Origin of the sequence: Corynebacterium otitidis ATCC 51513, assembly GCF_000296405.1 — a bacterium.
Classification (GTDB): Bacteria; Actinomycetota; Actinomycetes; order Mycobacteriales; family Mycobacteriaceae; genus Corynebacterium; species Corynebacterium otitidis.
Map to the genome: position 1 here is coordinate 369,543 of NZ_JH815193.1, position 14,610 is coordinate 384,152.

General features: G+C 70.0%; 16 protein-coding genes. 1 reads left to right on the plus strand and 15 read right to left on the minus strand.

The annotated features are described in order from the left end of the window. Nucleotides 1-46: 46 nt before the first annotated feature. Complete coding sequence (locus tag HMPREF9719_RS04505; RefSeq protein ID WP_004600790.1) at nt 47-1,969, plus strand: FAD/NAD(P)-binding protein; 1,923 nt, start codon at nt 47-49, stop codon at nt 1,967-1,969. A 74-nt stretch (nt 1,970-2,043) separates the two neighbouring features. Here the strand turns inward: HMPREF9719_RS04505 and HMPREF9719_RS04510 are convergent, their stop codons facing one another. The 15 genes from HMPREF9719_RS04510 to HMPREF9719_RS04580 form a co-directional block, all read right to left on the minus strand. Continuing rightward, a complete protein-coding gene (locus tag HMPREF9719_RS04510) occupies nt 2,044-2,982 on the minus strand; it encodes a tetratricopeptide repeat protein (protein ID WP_004600791.1) in 939 nt (312 codons plus the stop codon). A gap of 175 nt (nt 2,983-3,157) precedes the next feature. Further along, nucleotides 3,158-3,469 carry a thiamine-binding protein gene (locus HMPREF9719_RS04515; RefSeq protein ID WP_004600792.1) on the minus strand — a complete coding sequence of 104 codons (312 nt, stop codon included), beginning with the start codon at nt 3,467-3,469 and terminating at the stop codon, nt 3,158-3,160. A 10-nt stretch (nt 3,470-3,479) separates the two neighbouring features. Continuing rightward, entirely contained in the window at nt 3,480-3,764 is a 285-nt protein-coding gene (locus HMPREF9719_RS04520) for a hypothetical protein (RefSeq protein ID WP_004600793.1), read from the minus strand. Next, on the minus strand, nt 3,764-4,483 hold the full coding sequence (gene nucS / locus HMPREF9719_RS04525) for an endonuclease NucS (protein WP_004600794.1): 720 nt from the start codon (nt 4,481-4,483) through the stop codon (nt 3,764-3,766). The genes HMPREF9719_RS04520 and nucS overlap by 1 nt, the downstream gene beginning before the upstream one ends. A 26-nt stretch (nt 4,484-4,509) precedes the next feature. Continuing rightward, on the minus strand, nt 4,510-4,989 hold the full coding sequence (locus HMPREF9719_RS04530) for a DUF2550 domain-containing protein (RefSeq protein WP_004600795.1): 480 nt from the start codon (nt 4,987-4,989) through the stop codon (nt 4,510-4,512). Between the two features lie 219 nt (nt 4,990-5,208). Next, nucleotides 5,209-5,589 carry a F0F1 ATP synthase subunit epsilon gene (locus HMPREF9719_RS04535; RefSeq protein ID WP_004600796.1) on the minus strand — a complete coding sequence of 127 codons (381 nt, stop codon included), beginning with the start codon at nt 5,587-5,589 and terminating at the stop codon, nt 5,209-5,211. Continuing rightward, the gene (atpD, locus tag HMPREF9719_RS04540) at nt 5,582-7,042 is read right to left on the minus strand and encodes a F0F1 ATP synthase subunit beta (protein WP_004600797.1); all 1,461 of its coding nucleotides are present in this window, start codon (nt 7,040-7,042) and stop codon (nt 5,582-5,584) included. The genes HMPREF9719_RS04535 and atpD overlap by 8 nt, the downstream gene beginning before the upstream one ends. Before the next feature lie 3 nt (nt 7,043-7,045). Then, on the minus strand, nt 7,046-8,017 hold the full coding sequence (locus HMPREF9719_RS04545) for a F0F1 ATP synthase subunit gamma (protein ID WP_004600798.1): 972 nt from the start codon (nt 8,015-8,017) through the stop codon (nt 7,046-7,048). A gap of 55 nt (nt 8,018-8,072) precedes the next feature. Continuing rightward, on the minus strand, nt 8,073-9,710 hold the full coding sequence (gene atpA, locus HMPREF9719_RS04550; protein ID WP_004600799.1) for a F0F1 ATP synthase subunit alpha: 1,638 nt from the start codon (nt 9,708-9,710) through the stop codon (nt 8,073-8,075). 89 nt (nt 9,711-9,799) lie between these two features. Continuing rightward, a complete protein-coding gene (locus HMPREF9719_RS04555) occupies nt 9,800-10,618 on the minus strand; it encodes a F0F1 ATP synthase subunit delta (RefSeq protein WP_038075576.1) in 819 nt (272 codons plus the stop codon). 5 nt (nt 10,619-10,623) lie between these two features. Then, the gene (locus HMPREF9719_RS04560) at nt 10,624-11,196 is read right to left on the minus strand and encodes a F0F1 ATP synthase subunit B (RefSeq protein WP_004600801.1); all 573 of its coding nucleotides are present in this window, start codon (nt 11,194-11,196) and stop codon (nt 10,624-10,626) included. A 42-nt stretch (nt 11,197-11,238) separates the two neighbouring features. Continuing rightward, the gene (locus HMPREF9719_RS04565; RefSeq protein ID WP_004600802.1) at nt 11,239-11,481 is read right to left on the minus strand and encodes an ATP synthase F0 subunit C; all 243 of its coding nucleotides are present in this window, start codon (nt 11,479-11,481) and stop codon (nt 11,239-11,241) included. A gap of 124 nt (nt 11,482-11,605) precedes the next feature. Then, entirely contained in the window at nt 11,606-12,403 is a 798-nt protein-coding gene (atpB, locus tag HMPREF9719_RS04570) for a F0F1 ATP synthase subunit A (protein ID WP_004600803.1), read from the minus strand. Between the two features lie 451 nt (nt 12,404-12,854). Then, nucleotides 12,855-13,325: a hypothetical protein gene (locus HMPREF9719_RS04575; protein ID WP_004600804.1), complete on the minus strand. Its 471-nt coding sequence runs from the start codon at nt 13,323-13,325 to the stop codon at nt 12,855-12,857. A gap of 27 nt (nt 13,326-13,352) precedes the next feature. Continuing rightward, complete coding sequence (locus tag HMPREF9719_RS04580) at nt 13,353-14,561, minus strand: MraY family glycosyltransferase (protein WP_004600805.1); 1,209 nt, start codon at nt 14,559-14,561, stop codon at nt 13,353-13,355. Nucleotides 14,562-14,610 lie beyond the last annotated feature (49 nt).

Genomic DNA, 14,610 nt, shown 5'->3' on the forward strand with positions numbered 1-14,610 from the left:
TCTACCGCGCGCCTTTAAGCCTACGCCGATCGCCCGAGGAGAGTTCATGGCAACGACGAGAAAGTCCCTGCTCATCATCGGTGGCGGCCCCCGCGGCCTCGGCGTCGTCGAGCGGCTCGCCGCCAACGGGGACGCCTTCTCCTCGGCGCGGCTCGATATCACCGTCGCCGACCCCCTGCCCGCCGGCGCGGGCAAGGTGTGGCGGGAAAACCAGTCGCCGCTTCTGCGCATGAACTCCCGGGCGAAGGACGTCACCGTCTACACCGACTCGAGCTTCACCGGCGCCGGCCCCGTCGCCGAGGGCCCGAGCCTGGACGAGTGGGCCGAGCGCGTCGCCGCCGGCGACATCGTCGTAGACGGCGTCGACGACGAGCTCGCCGAGGAGATCGCCGACCTCGGGCCGGAGGACTTCGCCTCGCGGCGCGCGCAGGCGCGCTACCTCGGCTGGGCCCTCGAGGAGGCCGAGGGCCGCTTGCCCGCCACGATCCGCGCGACCCACCGGCGAGCCAGCGTCACCGGCCTGCGCCGCGGCGACGACGGGCGGCTCGTCGCGACGCTGACCGACGAGGACGGCGGCACCGAGGAGCTCGAGGCGGACCTCGCGGTGGTGGTCACCGGGCACACCGATTCGCGCCACGGGCCCCGCGAGGAGCGCCTCAATGAGTTCGCCGGGCGCCACGGGCTCACCTACCGCGGCCCCGGCCAGCCGCAGGATTCCTCCCTCGAAGAGATCGCGCCCGGGGAGCTCGCGCTGGTCACCGGCATGGGGCTCACCTTCGTCGACCTCGTCGCCCTCCTCTTCGAGGGCCGCGGCGGCGGCTTCGAGCCCGACCCCACCCCCGGCGACCCGGGCCGGCTGCGCTACGTGCCCAGCGGCCGCGAGCCGCGCCTCGCCGCCGGCTCGCGGCGCGGGGTGCCGAGGCTCTCGAAGGTGGCGGCGAGCCTCGCCGGGCCGGCCCCGAAGGGCCCGGCCATCCTCACCGACGAGTTCCTCGACGCGCTGCCCGAGGGCTTCCACTTCAGCCGCGACGTGCTGCCCCGCGCGCTCGCCGAGATCGAGTACCACGTCTACCGGGAGCTCTTCGCCGCCCACCCCGAGCGCACCCGCGGAAGTTGGGACGAGTTCGCCGAGCGCTTCGTCGCCGCCGCCGACGACGCGGCCGCCCGCGCGGAGCTCGTCGCCGAGGCGGTGCCTAACGAGTCCGACCGGCTGAGCCTCGCCGACGTCAACGACCCGCTGCGGGAGCTGGACACCCGGGACCTCGGGGCGCGCGACGAGGCCGTCGCCCGAGTCATCCGCGCGGACCTCGAGGCCCGCACCGATCCCGATCGCACGGATACCGCCGCGCTCGTCGCCGGCGTGCTCGTCGCCCACGCGCAGCTCGCCCGGCGGCTGCCCGCCCACCGCCAAGACCCCGACTACGCCGAGGAGTTCCCCGGCCGGTGGCAGACGTTCTTCAGCCTCGTCGGCTCGGGCCCGCCGCCGTTCCGGCTCCAGGAGATCCTCGCGCTCCACCGCGCGGGCTACGTCTCCTTCCTCGGGCCCCGCTCCGGGGTCGCGGCCGACGAGGACAAGGGCCTCTTCGTCGCGACCATCGACGGCGAGCCCACCGAGGTGCGCGCCCGCGCGGTCGTGGACGCGTTTTTGCCGCACAACGACATCAAGAACTCCGTGAGCCCGCTGCTGCGCGGCCTCATCGGCGACGGCGGGCTGGGCCGCGAGTACGTGCCCGCCCCCGGCTTCCACAGCGGGAAACTCGACATTACCGCCGACCACCGGCTCGTCGGCCCCGACGGGGAGCCCCACGACGACCTGTGGGCGGCCGGGCCGCCCACCAAGGAGGTGCCGCTCGGCGCGTTCGTGCGCCCCGGCATCGACGCGCCCACGCTGCGCTACAACGACGAGATCGCCCGCGCCATCCTCGCCGCGGCGAGCGGCGACGGCGACGCGGGCGACCAGGACGACTAGAAAAAACGGCGAGCGCCCCGGGGCTGAATCCCCGGGGCGCCGGCAAGCGGGCCCAACGCGGCCCGCTCTGAGGTCTAGTACAGGGAGTTCGCGAGCCGGCGGCGGGCGGCCAAGACCCGCTCGTCGGCGGCGTCGAAGAGGGAGAAGAGCTCCACGAGGCGCTCGCGAACCTTGGACTTCTCCTCCCCGCCGAGGCTCGGGATGAGGCCTAGAAGCCGGTCAAAGGCGCGCTCCGGGGTGCCGGCGGCGACCTCCGCGTCGGCGGCGGCGAACTGCAGGTCGATATCGCCCGGCTCCTCGTCGGCGCGGGCGATGGGGTCCCCGTCGGCGTTCTCCGACTGGCGCTTGAGCAGCCGCGCCGCGTCGCGGGCCTGCTGGGCCTCCTCGTTGCGCGGCTCGGAGGCGAGGATCTTGTCGTAGTCGGCGATCGCGCCGTCGAAGTCCCCGCCGGAGAGCTTCTCCTCCGCGGCGACGAGGCGGGGGTCGCGCTCGGGCTCGGCCGGCGCGTCGCCGGCGGGCACGGTGCCCTCGGGGAGCCCCTGGAGCTGCCCGCCGATCTGGCTGACGAGCGCGTCCACCCAGCGCTGAAGCTCCTCCTTGGGCTGGGAGCCCTGGAAGGTGGTCAGCGGCCGGCCCGCCGCGAGCGCCACGACCGTGGGCACCGCCCGGACGCCCAGGGCCTGGGCGATCTCGGGGGCCTTATCGGCGTCGGCGTGCGCGTAGATGAACTTAAGCTTCGCCTCGCGGGCGAGCTCCCCGAGCGTGCGGCGCAGGCTCTCCGAGTCATCGCTGCGCTCGCTGCCGACCTGGAGCACGATCGGCACCTGCACCGAGCGCCGAACGACCTCGGCCTCGAAGTTCTGGGCCGTGACCTCGACGACGGGGCTCACCTCGTTGGCGGCCCCGCCGGGGCGCTGCGCCGCTCCCCCGCCGGGCTGGCCCGGCTCGTCGCGCCTCGCCTCGGCCTGGGCCTTGAGCCCGGAGAGGTCCATCCCACCGCTGGTTGCTGCCATCGCTTCTCCTTCTGACCCTTCCTGCTTGTCTCCGCGTTGATCGGTTTCTATTAAGCGGCGCCCGCGGGCCCGCAAGCCTCTATCCCGGGCGGGCCGCCCGGGGTGCAGCCGCGGGCGCGCGTGGCTCGCCTCGCGTCCGGTCCCGCCTGACGGGGCCGGCTCTCCTTGTTCGCCTTTAGGTCTCGTCGCCGCTCAGCCGGCGCTCGACCGAGCGCACCTTGTTGTGCAGCTGATCCTTCGCCCCGGGCCGGATGTCCGCCTTGATCACCAGGGAGGCCCTGGGGGCGACGCGCTCGACGGCCTCGGTGGCGCGGCGTACGACGTCGAAGACCTCGTCCCACTCGCCCTCGACGAGGGTGAACATCGCGTTCGTCTCGTTCGGCAGCCCCGAGGCGCGCACGACGCGCACGGCCTCGGCGACGGCGGCGGACATCTCCGCCCGCGAGTCGGGGGTCTCCGTGGGGGCGACGGAAAACGCGAGGAGCATGCCGCCCATCCTAGCGGCGGTCCCAGCAGCTCGCGTGCCAGTGGCGGCGGTCCTCCCCGCGGTGCCCGGCGGTCTCCGGCCAGGCGACGACGTGGCGCTCGCCGGGCACGACGTTCTGGTTGCAGCCCGGGCACAGGTAGTACTTCTTCGCCCGGTCGCGGCCCACCCGGCGCACGAGGTAGGTCTCCTCGCGGTCCCAGCCAGGCCCCGGCTGGCGCTCCGTGCCGTAGAACACCGCCCCGTCACTGGGTAGGGGCGGCAGGCTGGTCGGCTTGCGGCGGTGGCGACGCGGCATCAGAACAACCTCAACTCCTTCGACTCTTCGCCCTTGAGCGCCCGGTAGTCGAGGACCACGCAGCGGATCCCGCGGTCCTCGGCGAGCGTGCGGGCCTGCGGCTTGATCTCCTGGGCGGCGAAGACCCCCGTCACCGGGGCGAGTACCGGGTCCCGGTTGAGCAGCTCCACATACCGGGTGAGCTGCTCGACGCCGTCGATCTCCCCGCGGCGCTTGATCTCCACGGCGACGGTCGCGTCGGCCGCGTCGGTGCACAGGATGTCGACCGGCCCGATCGGGGTGGGGTACTCGCGGCGCACGAGCTGGTAGCCCTCGCCGAGCGTGTCGATCTGCTCGGCGAGCAGCTTCTGCAGGTGGGCCTCCACCCCGTCCTTGGTGAGCCCCGGGTCGACCCCGAGGTCGAAGCTCAAATCGTGGAAGATCTCCTCGAGGAAGATCGTCAGGGTCTCGCCCTTGGGGTTCTCCACGAGCCACGTGCACGCGCCCTCGGCGGGGTCCTCGATCTCCTCCTCTTCGACGCCTGGGTCGCCGGCGATGCCCTCGGTCTCGGTGAGGGTGCACGGCGGCGACATCCAGTTCAGCGGCTTGTAGGCCCGATCGTCGGCGTGGATGGAGACCGACCCGTCGGCCTTAAGAAGCACGAGCCGGGGCGCGCTCGGCAGGTGCGCATCGAGGCGGCCCCGGTAGTCGACGGTGCAGCGGGCGAGGAGAACACGCATGGTCGCCCAGCCTAGCCGCCCCGCTTCTAGCGGGTCCGCCCCGGGCGGCGGCGGGCGCGCGTGATGTGGTCGACGAGCTTCTTCACGTCGGGGCGCTGGGTGCGGTTGTCGGGCTTCGACTCGAGCCACGTGGTCAGCGCCATGTCGCCGGCGAAGTCGAGGCCCACCTCGCGGCGGGTCTGGCCGATGACGAACTCGACGATGGTGAGCCCGTCGGCCATAAAAGAAGCCTCGCGGGGCGACGGCTCACGCCGCCCCACGAGGCGCATGTCGCTGCGGCGGAACACCGCGTCGGCCATGGGCGATACAGACCGCACCATGTAGAAGGCGATGTGATCGCCCTTGTAGCGCATGATGCCGTGTCGCCAGCCGTGGTTCCCGCTCGCCGGCAGGCGGCGCAGGATGACCTGCACGCCGCGGGAGCGCAGCCCCACGAAGCGCACGAGCGCGAGGATCGCGGCGGCCACGAGGAGGCCGACCAGCACCCAGCCTAGAACCGCCAGCATCGAGATCCCCTCTATCCGAACGGGAACGATTAATGGTGGCATCCTACCGGCCAGGCCCAGCCGGGGCCAAGTCCGCGGCCAGCGTCCTGGCAGGTCGCTGGGCGGGCACTGAGCGCCTCCCGGGCGGAAAAGAAAGGCCGGCGCCCCGCCCGAGGCGGCCCGTCGGAGCGGGACCGCCGGTGGCGGGGCGCCGGCCTTTATCGGCGCGGTTAAGGAGCGCTAGCGCGCCCCGACGCTCGCCGCGCGGCGCAGGGCCTTCAGCCCCGCGGTCGCGCGCGCCTGGGTGAGCTCGTCGTCGGAGGAGAGGTCCTCCTCCGCCTTCGCCTCATCCACCTCGTCGGCCCAGACCGCGAAGTCCGCGAGCACCGTCGTCTTCTCCTGCGACACGGAGAGGAAGCCGCCCTGCACGGCGGCGACCTTCGGCTCGCCCTCGGCGGGGCGAATGACGACGATCCCGTTGTCGACGAGCTGGCCGAGCAGCGGCTCGTGGCCGGGAAGGATCCCAATCTCACCCTCGGTGGTCTCCGCGACGAGGCTCTCGGCCTCGCCGGACCACAGCATGTGGTCCACGGCGACCAGTTCAACGGTGATCTTAGGCATCGTCGTTCTCCGTCATCTGCTTGTACTTCTCCTCGACGTCGTCGAGGCCACCCAGGCCGTCGAAGGCCATCTCCGGGTAGTGGTCGAACTCGCCGTTGCAGATCCGCTCGAACGCGTCGATCGTGTCCTTGAGCGGCACGTACGAGCCCTCGAGCCCGGTGAACTTCTGCGCGACGAAGAAGTTCTGGCCGAGGAAGCGCTCGATGCGGCGCGCCCGCTGGACGGTGACCTTGTCCTCCTCGGAGAGCTCGTCCATGCCGAGGATGGCGATGATGTCCTGGAGCTCCTTGTTCTTCTGGAGGATCCCGATGACGCGCTGCGCGACCTCGTAGTGGTGCTCGCCGACGATCCCCGGCTGGAGGATGTTCGACGAGGAGCTCAGCGGGTTCACCGCCGGGTAGATGCCCTTCGAGGCGATCGAGCGGTCGAGCTCGGTCGTCGCGTCGAGGTGCGCGAAGGTCGTCGCCGGGGCCGGGTCGGTGTAGTCGTCCGCCGGCACGTAGACGGCCTGCAGCGAGGTGATCGAGCGGCCCTTCGTCGAGGTGATGCGCTCCTGGAGCTCGCCCATCTCGTCGGCCAGGGTCGGCTGGTAGCCCACCGCGGACGGCATGCGGCCGAGCAGCGTGGAGACCTCGGAGCCCGCCTGCGTGAAGCGGAAGATGTTGTCGATGAAGAGCAGGACGTCCTGGTCCTGCACGTCGCGGAAGTACTCCGCCATCGTCAGCCCCGAGAGCGCCACGCGCATGCGAACTCCCGGCGGCTCGTCCATCTGGCCGAAGACAAGGGCGGTGTCCTGGAGCACGCCCATCTCCTCCATCTCGAGGAAGAGGTCCGTGCCCTCACGGGTGCGCTCGCCGACGCCGGCGAAGACCGACGTGCCGGAGAACTCGCGGGCGATACGGGTGATCATCTCCTGGATGAGGACCGTCTTGCCCACGCCGGCGCCGCCGAACAGGCCGACCTTGCCGCCCTTGACGTACGGGGTGAGCAGGTCGATGACCTTGATGCCGGTCTCGAGAATCTCGGTCTTGCCCTCGAGGTTGTCGAAGGCCGGCGGGTTGCGGTGGATGCCCCACTGCTCGCCGTCGCGGCCGAGGCCCGGCTCGTCCAGGCAGTCGCCGAGGGCGTTGAAGACGTGGCCCTTGACGACGTCGCCGACGGGCACCGAGATCGGCTTGCCGGTGTCGGTGACGGTCTGGCCGCGGACGAGCCCGTCGGTCGGCGCCATGGAGATCGTCCGCACGAGGTTGTCGCCCAGGTGCTGGGCGACCTCGAGGGTGATCGTCTTGGCGACGTCCTTGTGCTCGACCTCGACGGTCAGGGCGTTGTTCAGGGCCGGCGCGGCGCCGCGCGGGAACTCCACGTCGACGACAGCGCCGGTCACGCGCGCGACGCGGCCGGCCGTGTTCTGGCCGTCCTCGCGCGAGTCCTGCTCGCTGAGAGCTGTAGTCATAACTTAATCACTTTCTCCGCTGCCGGCGAGCGCGCCAGCGCCACCGACGATCTCCGAGATTTCCTGCGTAATCTGAGCCTGGCGCGCCTGGTTCGCCTCCCGGCCGAGGTCCTCGACCAGCTCGGAGGCGTTGTCGGTCGCGTTCTTCATCGCCGTGCGCCTGGAGGCGGACTCCGCGGCGGAGGCCTCGAGGAACATGGAAAACAGGCTGCGGGCGACGTACTTGGGCAGAAGCTCGTCGAGGAGGGTCTGGGCGTCGGGCTCGAACTCGTAGTTCGCCGACGCGCCGTCGGAGTCCTCATCGGCGGTCTTGAGCCCCGCGTCGATGTCATCGTCGTCGTCGAAGACCGGCTCAAGCGGAAGCACCTGCTGCACGCGGGGCTTCTGCTCGAGCATGGAGACGAACTCCGTGTAGACGACGTGCAGCTGGTCGAAGCCGCGGACCTCTGCCGACTTGTCGTTCGGGTGGGTGACGGTCTCCTCGGAGCCGGCCTGGAAGCCGCGCACGAGGTGCCCGATGAGCCCGCTCGTCGACTCCCACGTCGGCTCCTGGGAGAAGCCGCTCCACGTCGCGACGACGGGGATGTCGCGGAACCGGTAGTAGTTGATCCCCTTGTCCCCGGCGACGTAGTAGTCAACCTCGTAGCCCTTGTCGCGCAGAAGCTTCGACAGCGCGGTGGCCTTCTTCAGCACGCTGTTGTTGTAGCCGCCGCACATCCCGCGGTCGGAGGTCACCACGAGCACCGCCGCGACCTTCGCGTCCTCGCGCTGGCGCAGCATGTCGTTGTCGAGCGTCGACTCGCGGGCGAGCCGCTCGACGACGCGCAGCAGCTCGTCGGCGTACGGGGCCGCCGCCTCGACGCGCTGCTGGGCCTTGGTGATTCGCGAGGTCGCGATCATCTCCTGGGCCTTGGTGATCTGCTTCGTCGAGCTCACCGACCTAATGCGGTCGCGCAGCTCACGCAGCGTAGCCATGCGTCACTCCTCCTTCCTGGGTCTCGCTGGACTGGTGCATTGTCGCTGTCCTCTCCTAGTCCTCGGACTTCTTGGAGCCGGACAGGTTGGTCGACTTGATCGCCGACTCGTCGAGGGCCTCGGTGGGCTCCTCGCCCAGCGTCTCGCCCTCGGAGGTGCGGAAGGTCTCGGCGAACTTCTTCGCGCCCTCGCGCAGCGTCTCCTTCTGCTCGTCGGAGAGCTGCTTGCCGTCCGAGATCTCCTCGAAGAGCTCGGGGTGGTCGCTGCGCAGCGAGTCCTGCACCTCCGCCTCGAAGCGGCGGACGTCCTCGACCGGGACGTCGTCGAAGACGCCCTCGTTGGCGAGGAAGATGGACACCATCTGGTAGTCGACCGTCTGCGGGGAGCTCTCCGGCTGCTTGAGCAGCTCGACGAGCCGCTCGCCGCGGGCGAGCTGGCGCTTCGAGGTCTTGTCCAGGTCGGAGGCGAACGCCGCGAAGGACTCGAGGTCGCGGTAGGCCGCGAGGTCGAGGCGCAGGTTACCGGCGACCTTCTTCATCCCCTTGGTCTGCGCGTCGCCGCCGACGCGGGAGACGGAGATACCGACGTTGACCGCGGGGCGCACGCCCTGGTTGAACAGGTCGTCCTCGAGGTACACCTGGCCGTCGGTAATGGAGATGACGTTGGTCGGGATGAACGCGCCGACGTCGTTCGCCTTCGTCTCGATGATCGGCAGCGCCGTCATCGAGCCCTTGCCCTCCTCGTCGGAGAGCTTCGCGGCGCGCTCCAGGAGCCGCGAGTGGAGGTAGAAGACGTCGCCCGGGTAGGCCTCGCGTCCCGGCGGGCGGCGAAGCAGCAGCGAGATCGAGCGGTACGCCTCGGCCTGCTTGGTGAGGTCGTCGTAGATGATGAGGACGTGGTTGCCCTGGTACATCCAGTGCTGGCCGAGCGCCGCGCCGGAGAACGGCGCGAGCCACTTGAAGCCGGCCGAGTCGGACGCCGGGGCCGCGACGATGGTCGTGTAGTCCAGCGCGCCGTTGTCCTCGAGGGTCTGGCGCACCTGGGCGATCGTCGAGCCCTTCTGGCCGATGGCGACGTAGATGCAGCGGACCTGCTTGTCCTTGTCGCCGGACTCCCAGTTGGCCTTCTGGTTGAGGATGGTGTCGATGCACACCGCGGTCTTACCGGTCTTGCGGTCGCCGATGATGAGCTGGCGCTGGCCGCGGCCGATCGGCGTCATCGCGTCGATGGCCTTGATGCCCGTCTGCATCGGCTCGTGGACCGGCTGGCGCTGCAGGACCGAGGGCGCCTGCAGCTCGAGGACGCGGTTCTCGTCTGAGGAGATCTCGCCGAGCCCGTCGATGGGCTCGCCGAGGGGGTTGATGACGCGGCCGAGGAAGTCGTCGCCGACCGGCACGGAGAGGACCTCTCCGGTGCGCTTGACCTCGTCGCCCTCCTTGAGCTTCTCGAAGCTGCCGAGAATCACGACGCCGATGGAGTCGGTGTCGAGGTTCTGCGCGACGCCGATGATGCCACCCGGGAAGGTGAGCAGCTCATTGGCCATCACGGACGGCAGCCCCGAAACCTGGGCGATACCGTCGGCAGCAGAAACCACCACGCCGACCTCCTCGCGGGAGGCCTCGGTGGAGAAGCTGGAGGTGTAGTTCGCTAACGCGCTACGGATCTCGTCTGAGGAGATCGAAAGCTCCGCCATTATTTCCTGCTCTCGTTTCTAACCTGCAAAGTACGTCTTGTGTGTGGCGGCGCCCGCGGGCCCGCCGGGCGGCGCGCGCCGCCCCGCCGCTAGGCGACCCTGCTCTTCAGCCGCTCGATCCGGCCGCGCAGCGACCCGTCGATGAGCTCGTCGCCGACCCGGACGGTCGCGCCGCCGAGGAGGGACTCGTCGACCCTCTCGTGGAGCGAGACCTCCTGGCCGTAGAGCCGCTTGAGCGACTGGGCGAGCCGCTCGCGCTGCTCGTCGCTCAACTTCGCGGCCGAGGCGACCTTCGCGACCCGGCGGCCGCTAAACTCCGCGGCCGCGCCGGCGAGCGCGTCGACGTCGTCGATGGTGCCGCGCTCGGGGCGGCCGACGACCTGGAGGATGAGCGCCTCGGCGACCGCGGTGGCCTTGCCGTAGAGGAGGTTCGCGACGAGCTCGCGGCGCTTCGCCGCGGGCTGCGCCCGGTCCGAGAGCGCCATCTGCAGCTCGGGCTCGCGGCCGAGGATCTCGCCGAAGTCGACGAGCTGGTCCTCGACGGTCTTGAGCACGCCCTGCTCCTTCGCGCCGGTGAACAGCGCGCGGCGGCCGAGCGCGACGATGCCCTCGCGCAGCTCCCTCGGGGTCGACCAGGCCCGCTCGAGCGCGGACCGAACGACCTTTAGGGTCTCCTCGGAGAGCTGGCCCCCGATGAGCGAGCGGACGAGCTCGAAGCGCTCCTCGACCCCGCGGTCGGAGTCGGCGACCGCGACCCTAAGGCTGCGGTGCCCGTCGAGGAACTCGGCGAGCTCGAAGAGCTCGGAGCCGAGGCGAAGCCCCGCGGCCTCCTTGTCGGAGGAGGCCGCCAGCACGTCGTCTAGCCCTCGCGAGGCCGCCTCGAGCGCCTCGCGGCTTGCTGCCCGCAACTGCGTCACTGTCCCGCCTTCGTCGTAGAGGCCCCATCCAGGTCAGAGAGGAACGAGTCGATCGTCCCGGAGCGCTTCGTCTCCGCGGAGAGCTCCCCGCCGAGGAGCGCCTCGGCGAGCTTGATCGAGTTGTCGCCCAGCTCGCGGCGAAGCTCGCCGACGACCTGCTCGCGGGAGGCGGCCAGCTGCTTCTCGCCGGACTCGACGATGCGGCGGGCCTCCTCGTCGGCCTTGTCCTTCATCTCCGTCTCGATCTGCTTGCCGCGCTCGCGCGCCTGCTCGCGGATCTCGGCGGCCTCGGCGCGGGCGTCGGAGAGCTGGGCGTTGTACTTCTCCAGCGCGGCCTTGGCCTCGGCCTGAGCGGCCTCGGCGCGCTCGATGCCGCCCTGAATCTTCTCCCGCCGCTCGGCGAGGACCTCCTGGAACTTCGGGAGGACGAGCTTCCACAGGATCAGCGCGAGGATGACGAAGACGACGGCGGACCAGAACAGGTCATAGTTCGTCGGCAGCAGGATCGAGGGGCCGCCCTCGAGGGGGAGCTCCTCGCTCTCCGCCGCCAGAGTGATGACTGTGTGCATGTGTCTCTAGTCCTTCGCTTCTTGGTGTCCCTGGCGCTTCCCTTAGAACAGGAAGCCGGCGACGATGCCGATGAGCGCGAGCGCCTCGACCATACCCAGGGCGATGAACATCGTGGTGGAGATGCGGCCGGCCATCTCGGGCTGGCGCGCCATCGACTCCATGGCCTTGCCGGCGAGGATACCGATACCGATGCCGGGGCCGATGGTGGCGATGCCGTAGCCCACGGCGCCGAGCTGGGGGGCCTCGGCGAGGGTGTCAGCCTGCGCAAGAATGATGTCGTTCATGAAAGCGAATACCTTTCTGTGCCTCCCGCCCTAGCCCTTTTGGTGTCTGCGGGCCGGGTCGGGCGAGTGTGTGGTTGGGGAGTATGAGGGGTCGGAAGGCCGCCAGGGAACCGGGGTCGGTCCCCTAGTGCTCGTCCGCGTGCAGTGACAGGTCGATGTACACCGAGACCAGCAGGGCGAAGATGTACGCCTGCAGGCCGACGATGAACAGCTCGAACGCGGTGAAGACCACCCCGGCGAGCACCGTCACGCCCGAGAGCGCCGTCCAGCCGTTGAGCTGCCAGAAGAAGAAGTTCGTGGCGGAAAACAGCAGGACGAGGATCAGGTGGCCGGCCAGCATGTTCGCCATGAGACGAATGGCCAGCGTGACCGGGCGGACGATGAACGTCGAGAGGATCTCGATGGGCACCAGCATGATGTGCAGCACCCACGGCACGTTGGGCACGACGATCGAGGACTTCAGGTACTTGAAGAACCCGTATCGCTTCGCGCCCGCGTAAATCATCGCGACGTAGCCGGTGATCGCCAGCACGATCGGCATGCCGATGCGCGCGTTCGAGGAGACGTTGAGCCCCGGAATGACCGTGGACAGGTTCAGCGCCAGGACGGTGACGAAGATGATGGCGATGAGCGGGAAGAACCGCTTGCCCTCCTTCTTCCCCAGCGTGCTCTCGACGATGTTCACCCGCACGAAGTCGAGAATGATCTCGGCGACGTTCTGGACGCCACGCGGAACCACCTTCGGGTTGCGCATGGCGACGACAAAGAAGATCACCAGCACGGCCGCCATCAAGATGCGGACGAGCATCAAGCGATCGAGCGCGAACCACCCTCCGGCGACGTCGTCGAAGAGGATGTGACCGTACTCTTCCCCTGGGAAAATCTCTGAGTCGAGATCGGGCTCGTGGAACTCACCCTTCATGCTCAGTGTTGTCACGCTCAGCGTTCTCTCCCACGGTAGGGCCGCGGGCCGCCGTTTCCACGGCCAGGCCAGCGGTGCGATGGACGTCGATTGGTTTGCGTTGGTGAAAAGGAACGGCCGGCCAGGACTCCGTCGCACATCCATCGGCGCGGCCGCTTCAGGTGACAGAACGCCAGCCGACCCTTTCCACAAAGGCCCCGCCCAGCACGTGCCGCGGATCCGCGGCACGCCAGGCGGGCGGGCCGTCAAGCGCTCACCCAGCGCTCAGTCTAACAGTTCGCTTGATGTTGTCATACGAATCTCTCCCCGAACCGATATTCACGCCCCTCACCTGCGTGAAAACCCGCCCTCAGCGCGGGTTTTAGCGGCCCGACCGGGGCGGGTTTCGGCGCCCGGGATGACAACGCTTCCGCCGCTCGCTAGGGCGGCCGACACCCGGGCTCCTTTTCGGTCAGCTGACGATCGGGGTGCGGGTGCGCGCCGCGCCGAAGAGCTCCGCGGCGAGCACGATGACGAGGCACACGATGGTCGTCACCGCGAGCGAGAGGTCGGTGTAGAACTCCATCCTCGAAAGCACCGCGAAGGCGATGATGACGAGCACGATCTTGATGAGGAAGCCGCCGAGCACGAGCAGCGGCAGGAACTCGAGCGCGCCGCGCCCGGCGAGCAGCACGGTCACCGCGGTGAGCAGGATGTAGCCGCCGCCGATCAGCCCGCCGATGAGCGCGCCCCACGCCCCGGGGGTGCCGTCGGCGTACCAGAAGGCCGCCAGGCACGCCGCCCACACGGGGACGAGCGTGAGCGCCCCGAAGATGAGCGCCCGCTTCAGCGGCCGCGTGCCGCGGCCGAAGTCCTTGAGCGTCGGCTTGGGCTGGGCCTCGTCGCCGCCGGCGCCGCGCCCGTCGGTGTTGTTCTCAGTCACGGCCCTCCACCCTACCGCCTGGGCTGGCTAGCCCCGGCGGTGCCGCCCGGCCGGGGCGGCACCCCGCGGCGGGCGGGCGGCCGCGGGCGCGGCGTGGCGGCCGAGCTTGCCCTCCCGCAGCGGGATGAGGGTCGCGACGGCGGCGACGAGGAAGGCGATAAGAGTGCCGGAGATCGCGTAGAGCGGCGGCACGATGGAAAACGACACCGCCCCGAACGCCACCACGGAGACCCACAGGTAGAGCACGAGCACGGTGCGCCGATGCGTGTGGCCTAAGGAGAGCAGCCTGTGGTGGAGGTGGAGCCGGTCCGCGGAGAACGGCGAGCGGCCCTTCGCCAGCCGGCGCACGACGGCGAGCACGAGGTCGAGCACGGGCACGGCGATCGCGGCGAGCACGACGAAGAGCGGGCTCATGAGCGCGACGATGTCGGCGGTGCCGTAGAGGGACATGTTGATCTTCCCCGACGCCGAGGTCGACGCCGCGGCGAGCAGGAGCCCGATGAACATCGAGCCGGAATCCCCCATGAAGATCCGCGAGGGCTCGAAGTTGTGCGGCAAAAAGCCCAGGCACACGCCCACGAGCGCGGCGGCGATCATCGCCGGCGGGTAGGCCGAGACGGTGCCGCCCTGGTCGTGGAGCACGGTGAGCGAGTAGACGAGGATCGCGCCGCCGGCGATCATGCCCAGCCCCGCGGCCAGCCCGTCGAGCCCGTCGACGAAGTTGATGGCGTTGATGAGCATGACGGTGAACACCGTGGTGATCACCGTGGACTGCACCTGGTCGAGGACGATGGTCGTTCCTTCCCCGAAGGGGAAGTACACGAGCGTCCAGCTCAAGCCAAGCAGGCTCATCACCACCGCGCCGAGGACCTGGCCGATGAGCTTGGTGATCGCGTCGAGCTCGAAGAGGTCGTCGAGCACGCCGACGATGACGATGACGATGCCTGCGGCGAGAACGGCGCTCATCTCCGGGGTGAGCGGCATGAACCCGCGGGTGAGCGCGGGCAGCTGCTGGGCGAGGAAGATCGCCGCCAAGAAGCCGACGAACATCGCAACCCCGCCCATCCGCGGGGTGGGCTGGGTGTGCACATCGCGCTTGCGGATCTCGGCGATCCAGCCGAGCCGCATCATCGCGTAGCGCACCAGCCCGGTGATGAGGAACGTGAACGTCGCCGCGACGAGCACGACGAGTGCGATCTCGCGCAGGGGCACCCCGGCCCCGCCGATCCCGGTCACGGGTTTGTCACCTCCCCTCCCCCGCTGGGTGTCTCCACGCGCGCGCCTG

Coding starts and splice junctions, on each gene's coding strand:
- HMPREF9719_RS04505 (WP_004600790.1), top strand. CDS start 47: ATGGCAACGACGAGAAAGTCCCTGCTCATCATCGGTGGCGGCCCCCGC.
- HMPREF9719_RS04510 (WP_004600791.1), bottom strand. CDS start 2,982: ATGGCAGCAACCAGCGGTGGGATGGACCTCTCCGGGCTCAAGGCCCAG.
- HMPREF9719_RS04515 (WP_004600792.1), bottom strand. CDS start 3,469: ATGCTCCTCGCGTTTTCCGTCGCCCCCACGGAGACCCCCGACTCGCGG.
- HMPREF9719_RS04520 (WP_004600793.1), bottom strand. CDS start 3,764: ATGCCGCGTCGCCACCGCCGCAAGCCGACCAGCCTGCCGCCCCTACCC.
- nucS (WP_004600794.1), bottom strand. CDS start 4,483: ATGCGTGTTCTCCTCGCCCGCTGCACCGTCGACTACCGGGGCCGCCTC.
- HMPREF9719_RS04530 (WP_004600795.1), bottom strand. CDS start 4,989: ATGCTGGCGGTTCTAGGCTGGGTGCTGGTCGGCCTCCTCGTGGCCGCC.
- HMPREF9719_RS04535 (WP_004600796.1), bottom strand. CDS start 5,589: ATGCCTAAGATCACCGTTGAACTGGTCGCCGTGGACCACATGCTGTGG.
- atpD (WP_004600797.1), bottom strand. CDS start 7,042: ATGACTACAGCTCTCAGCGAGCAGGACTCGCGCGAGGACGGCCAGAAC.
- HMPREF9719_RS04545 (WP_004600798.1), bottom strand. CDS start 8,017: ATGGCTACGCTGCGTGAGCTGCGCGACCGCATTAGGTCGGTGAGCTCG.
- atpA (WP_004600799.1), bottom strand. CDS start 9,710: ATGGCGGAGCTTTCGATCTCCTCAGACGAGATCCGTAGCGCGTTAGCG.
- HMPREF9719_RS04560 (WP_004600801.1), bottom strand. CDS start 11,196: ATGCACACAGTCATCACTCTGGCGGCGGAGAGCGAGGAGCTCCCCCTC.
- HMPREF9719_RS04565 (WP_004600802.1), bottom strand. CDS start 11,481: ATGAACGACATCATTCTTGCGCAGGCTGACACCCTCGCCGAGGCCCCC.
- atpB (WP_004600803.1), bottom strand. CDS start 12,403: ATGAAGGGTGAGTTCCACGAGCCCGATCTCGACTCAGAGATTTTCCCA.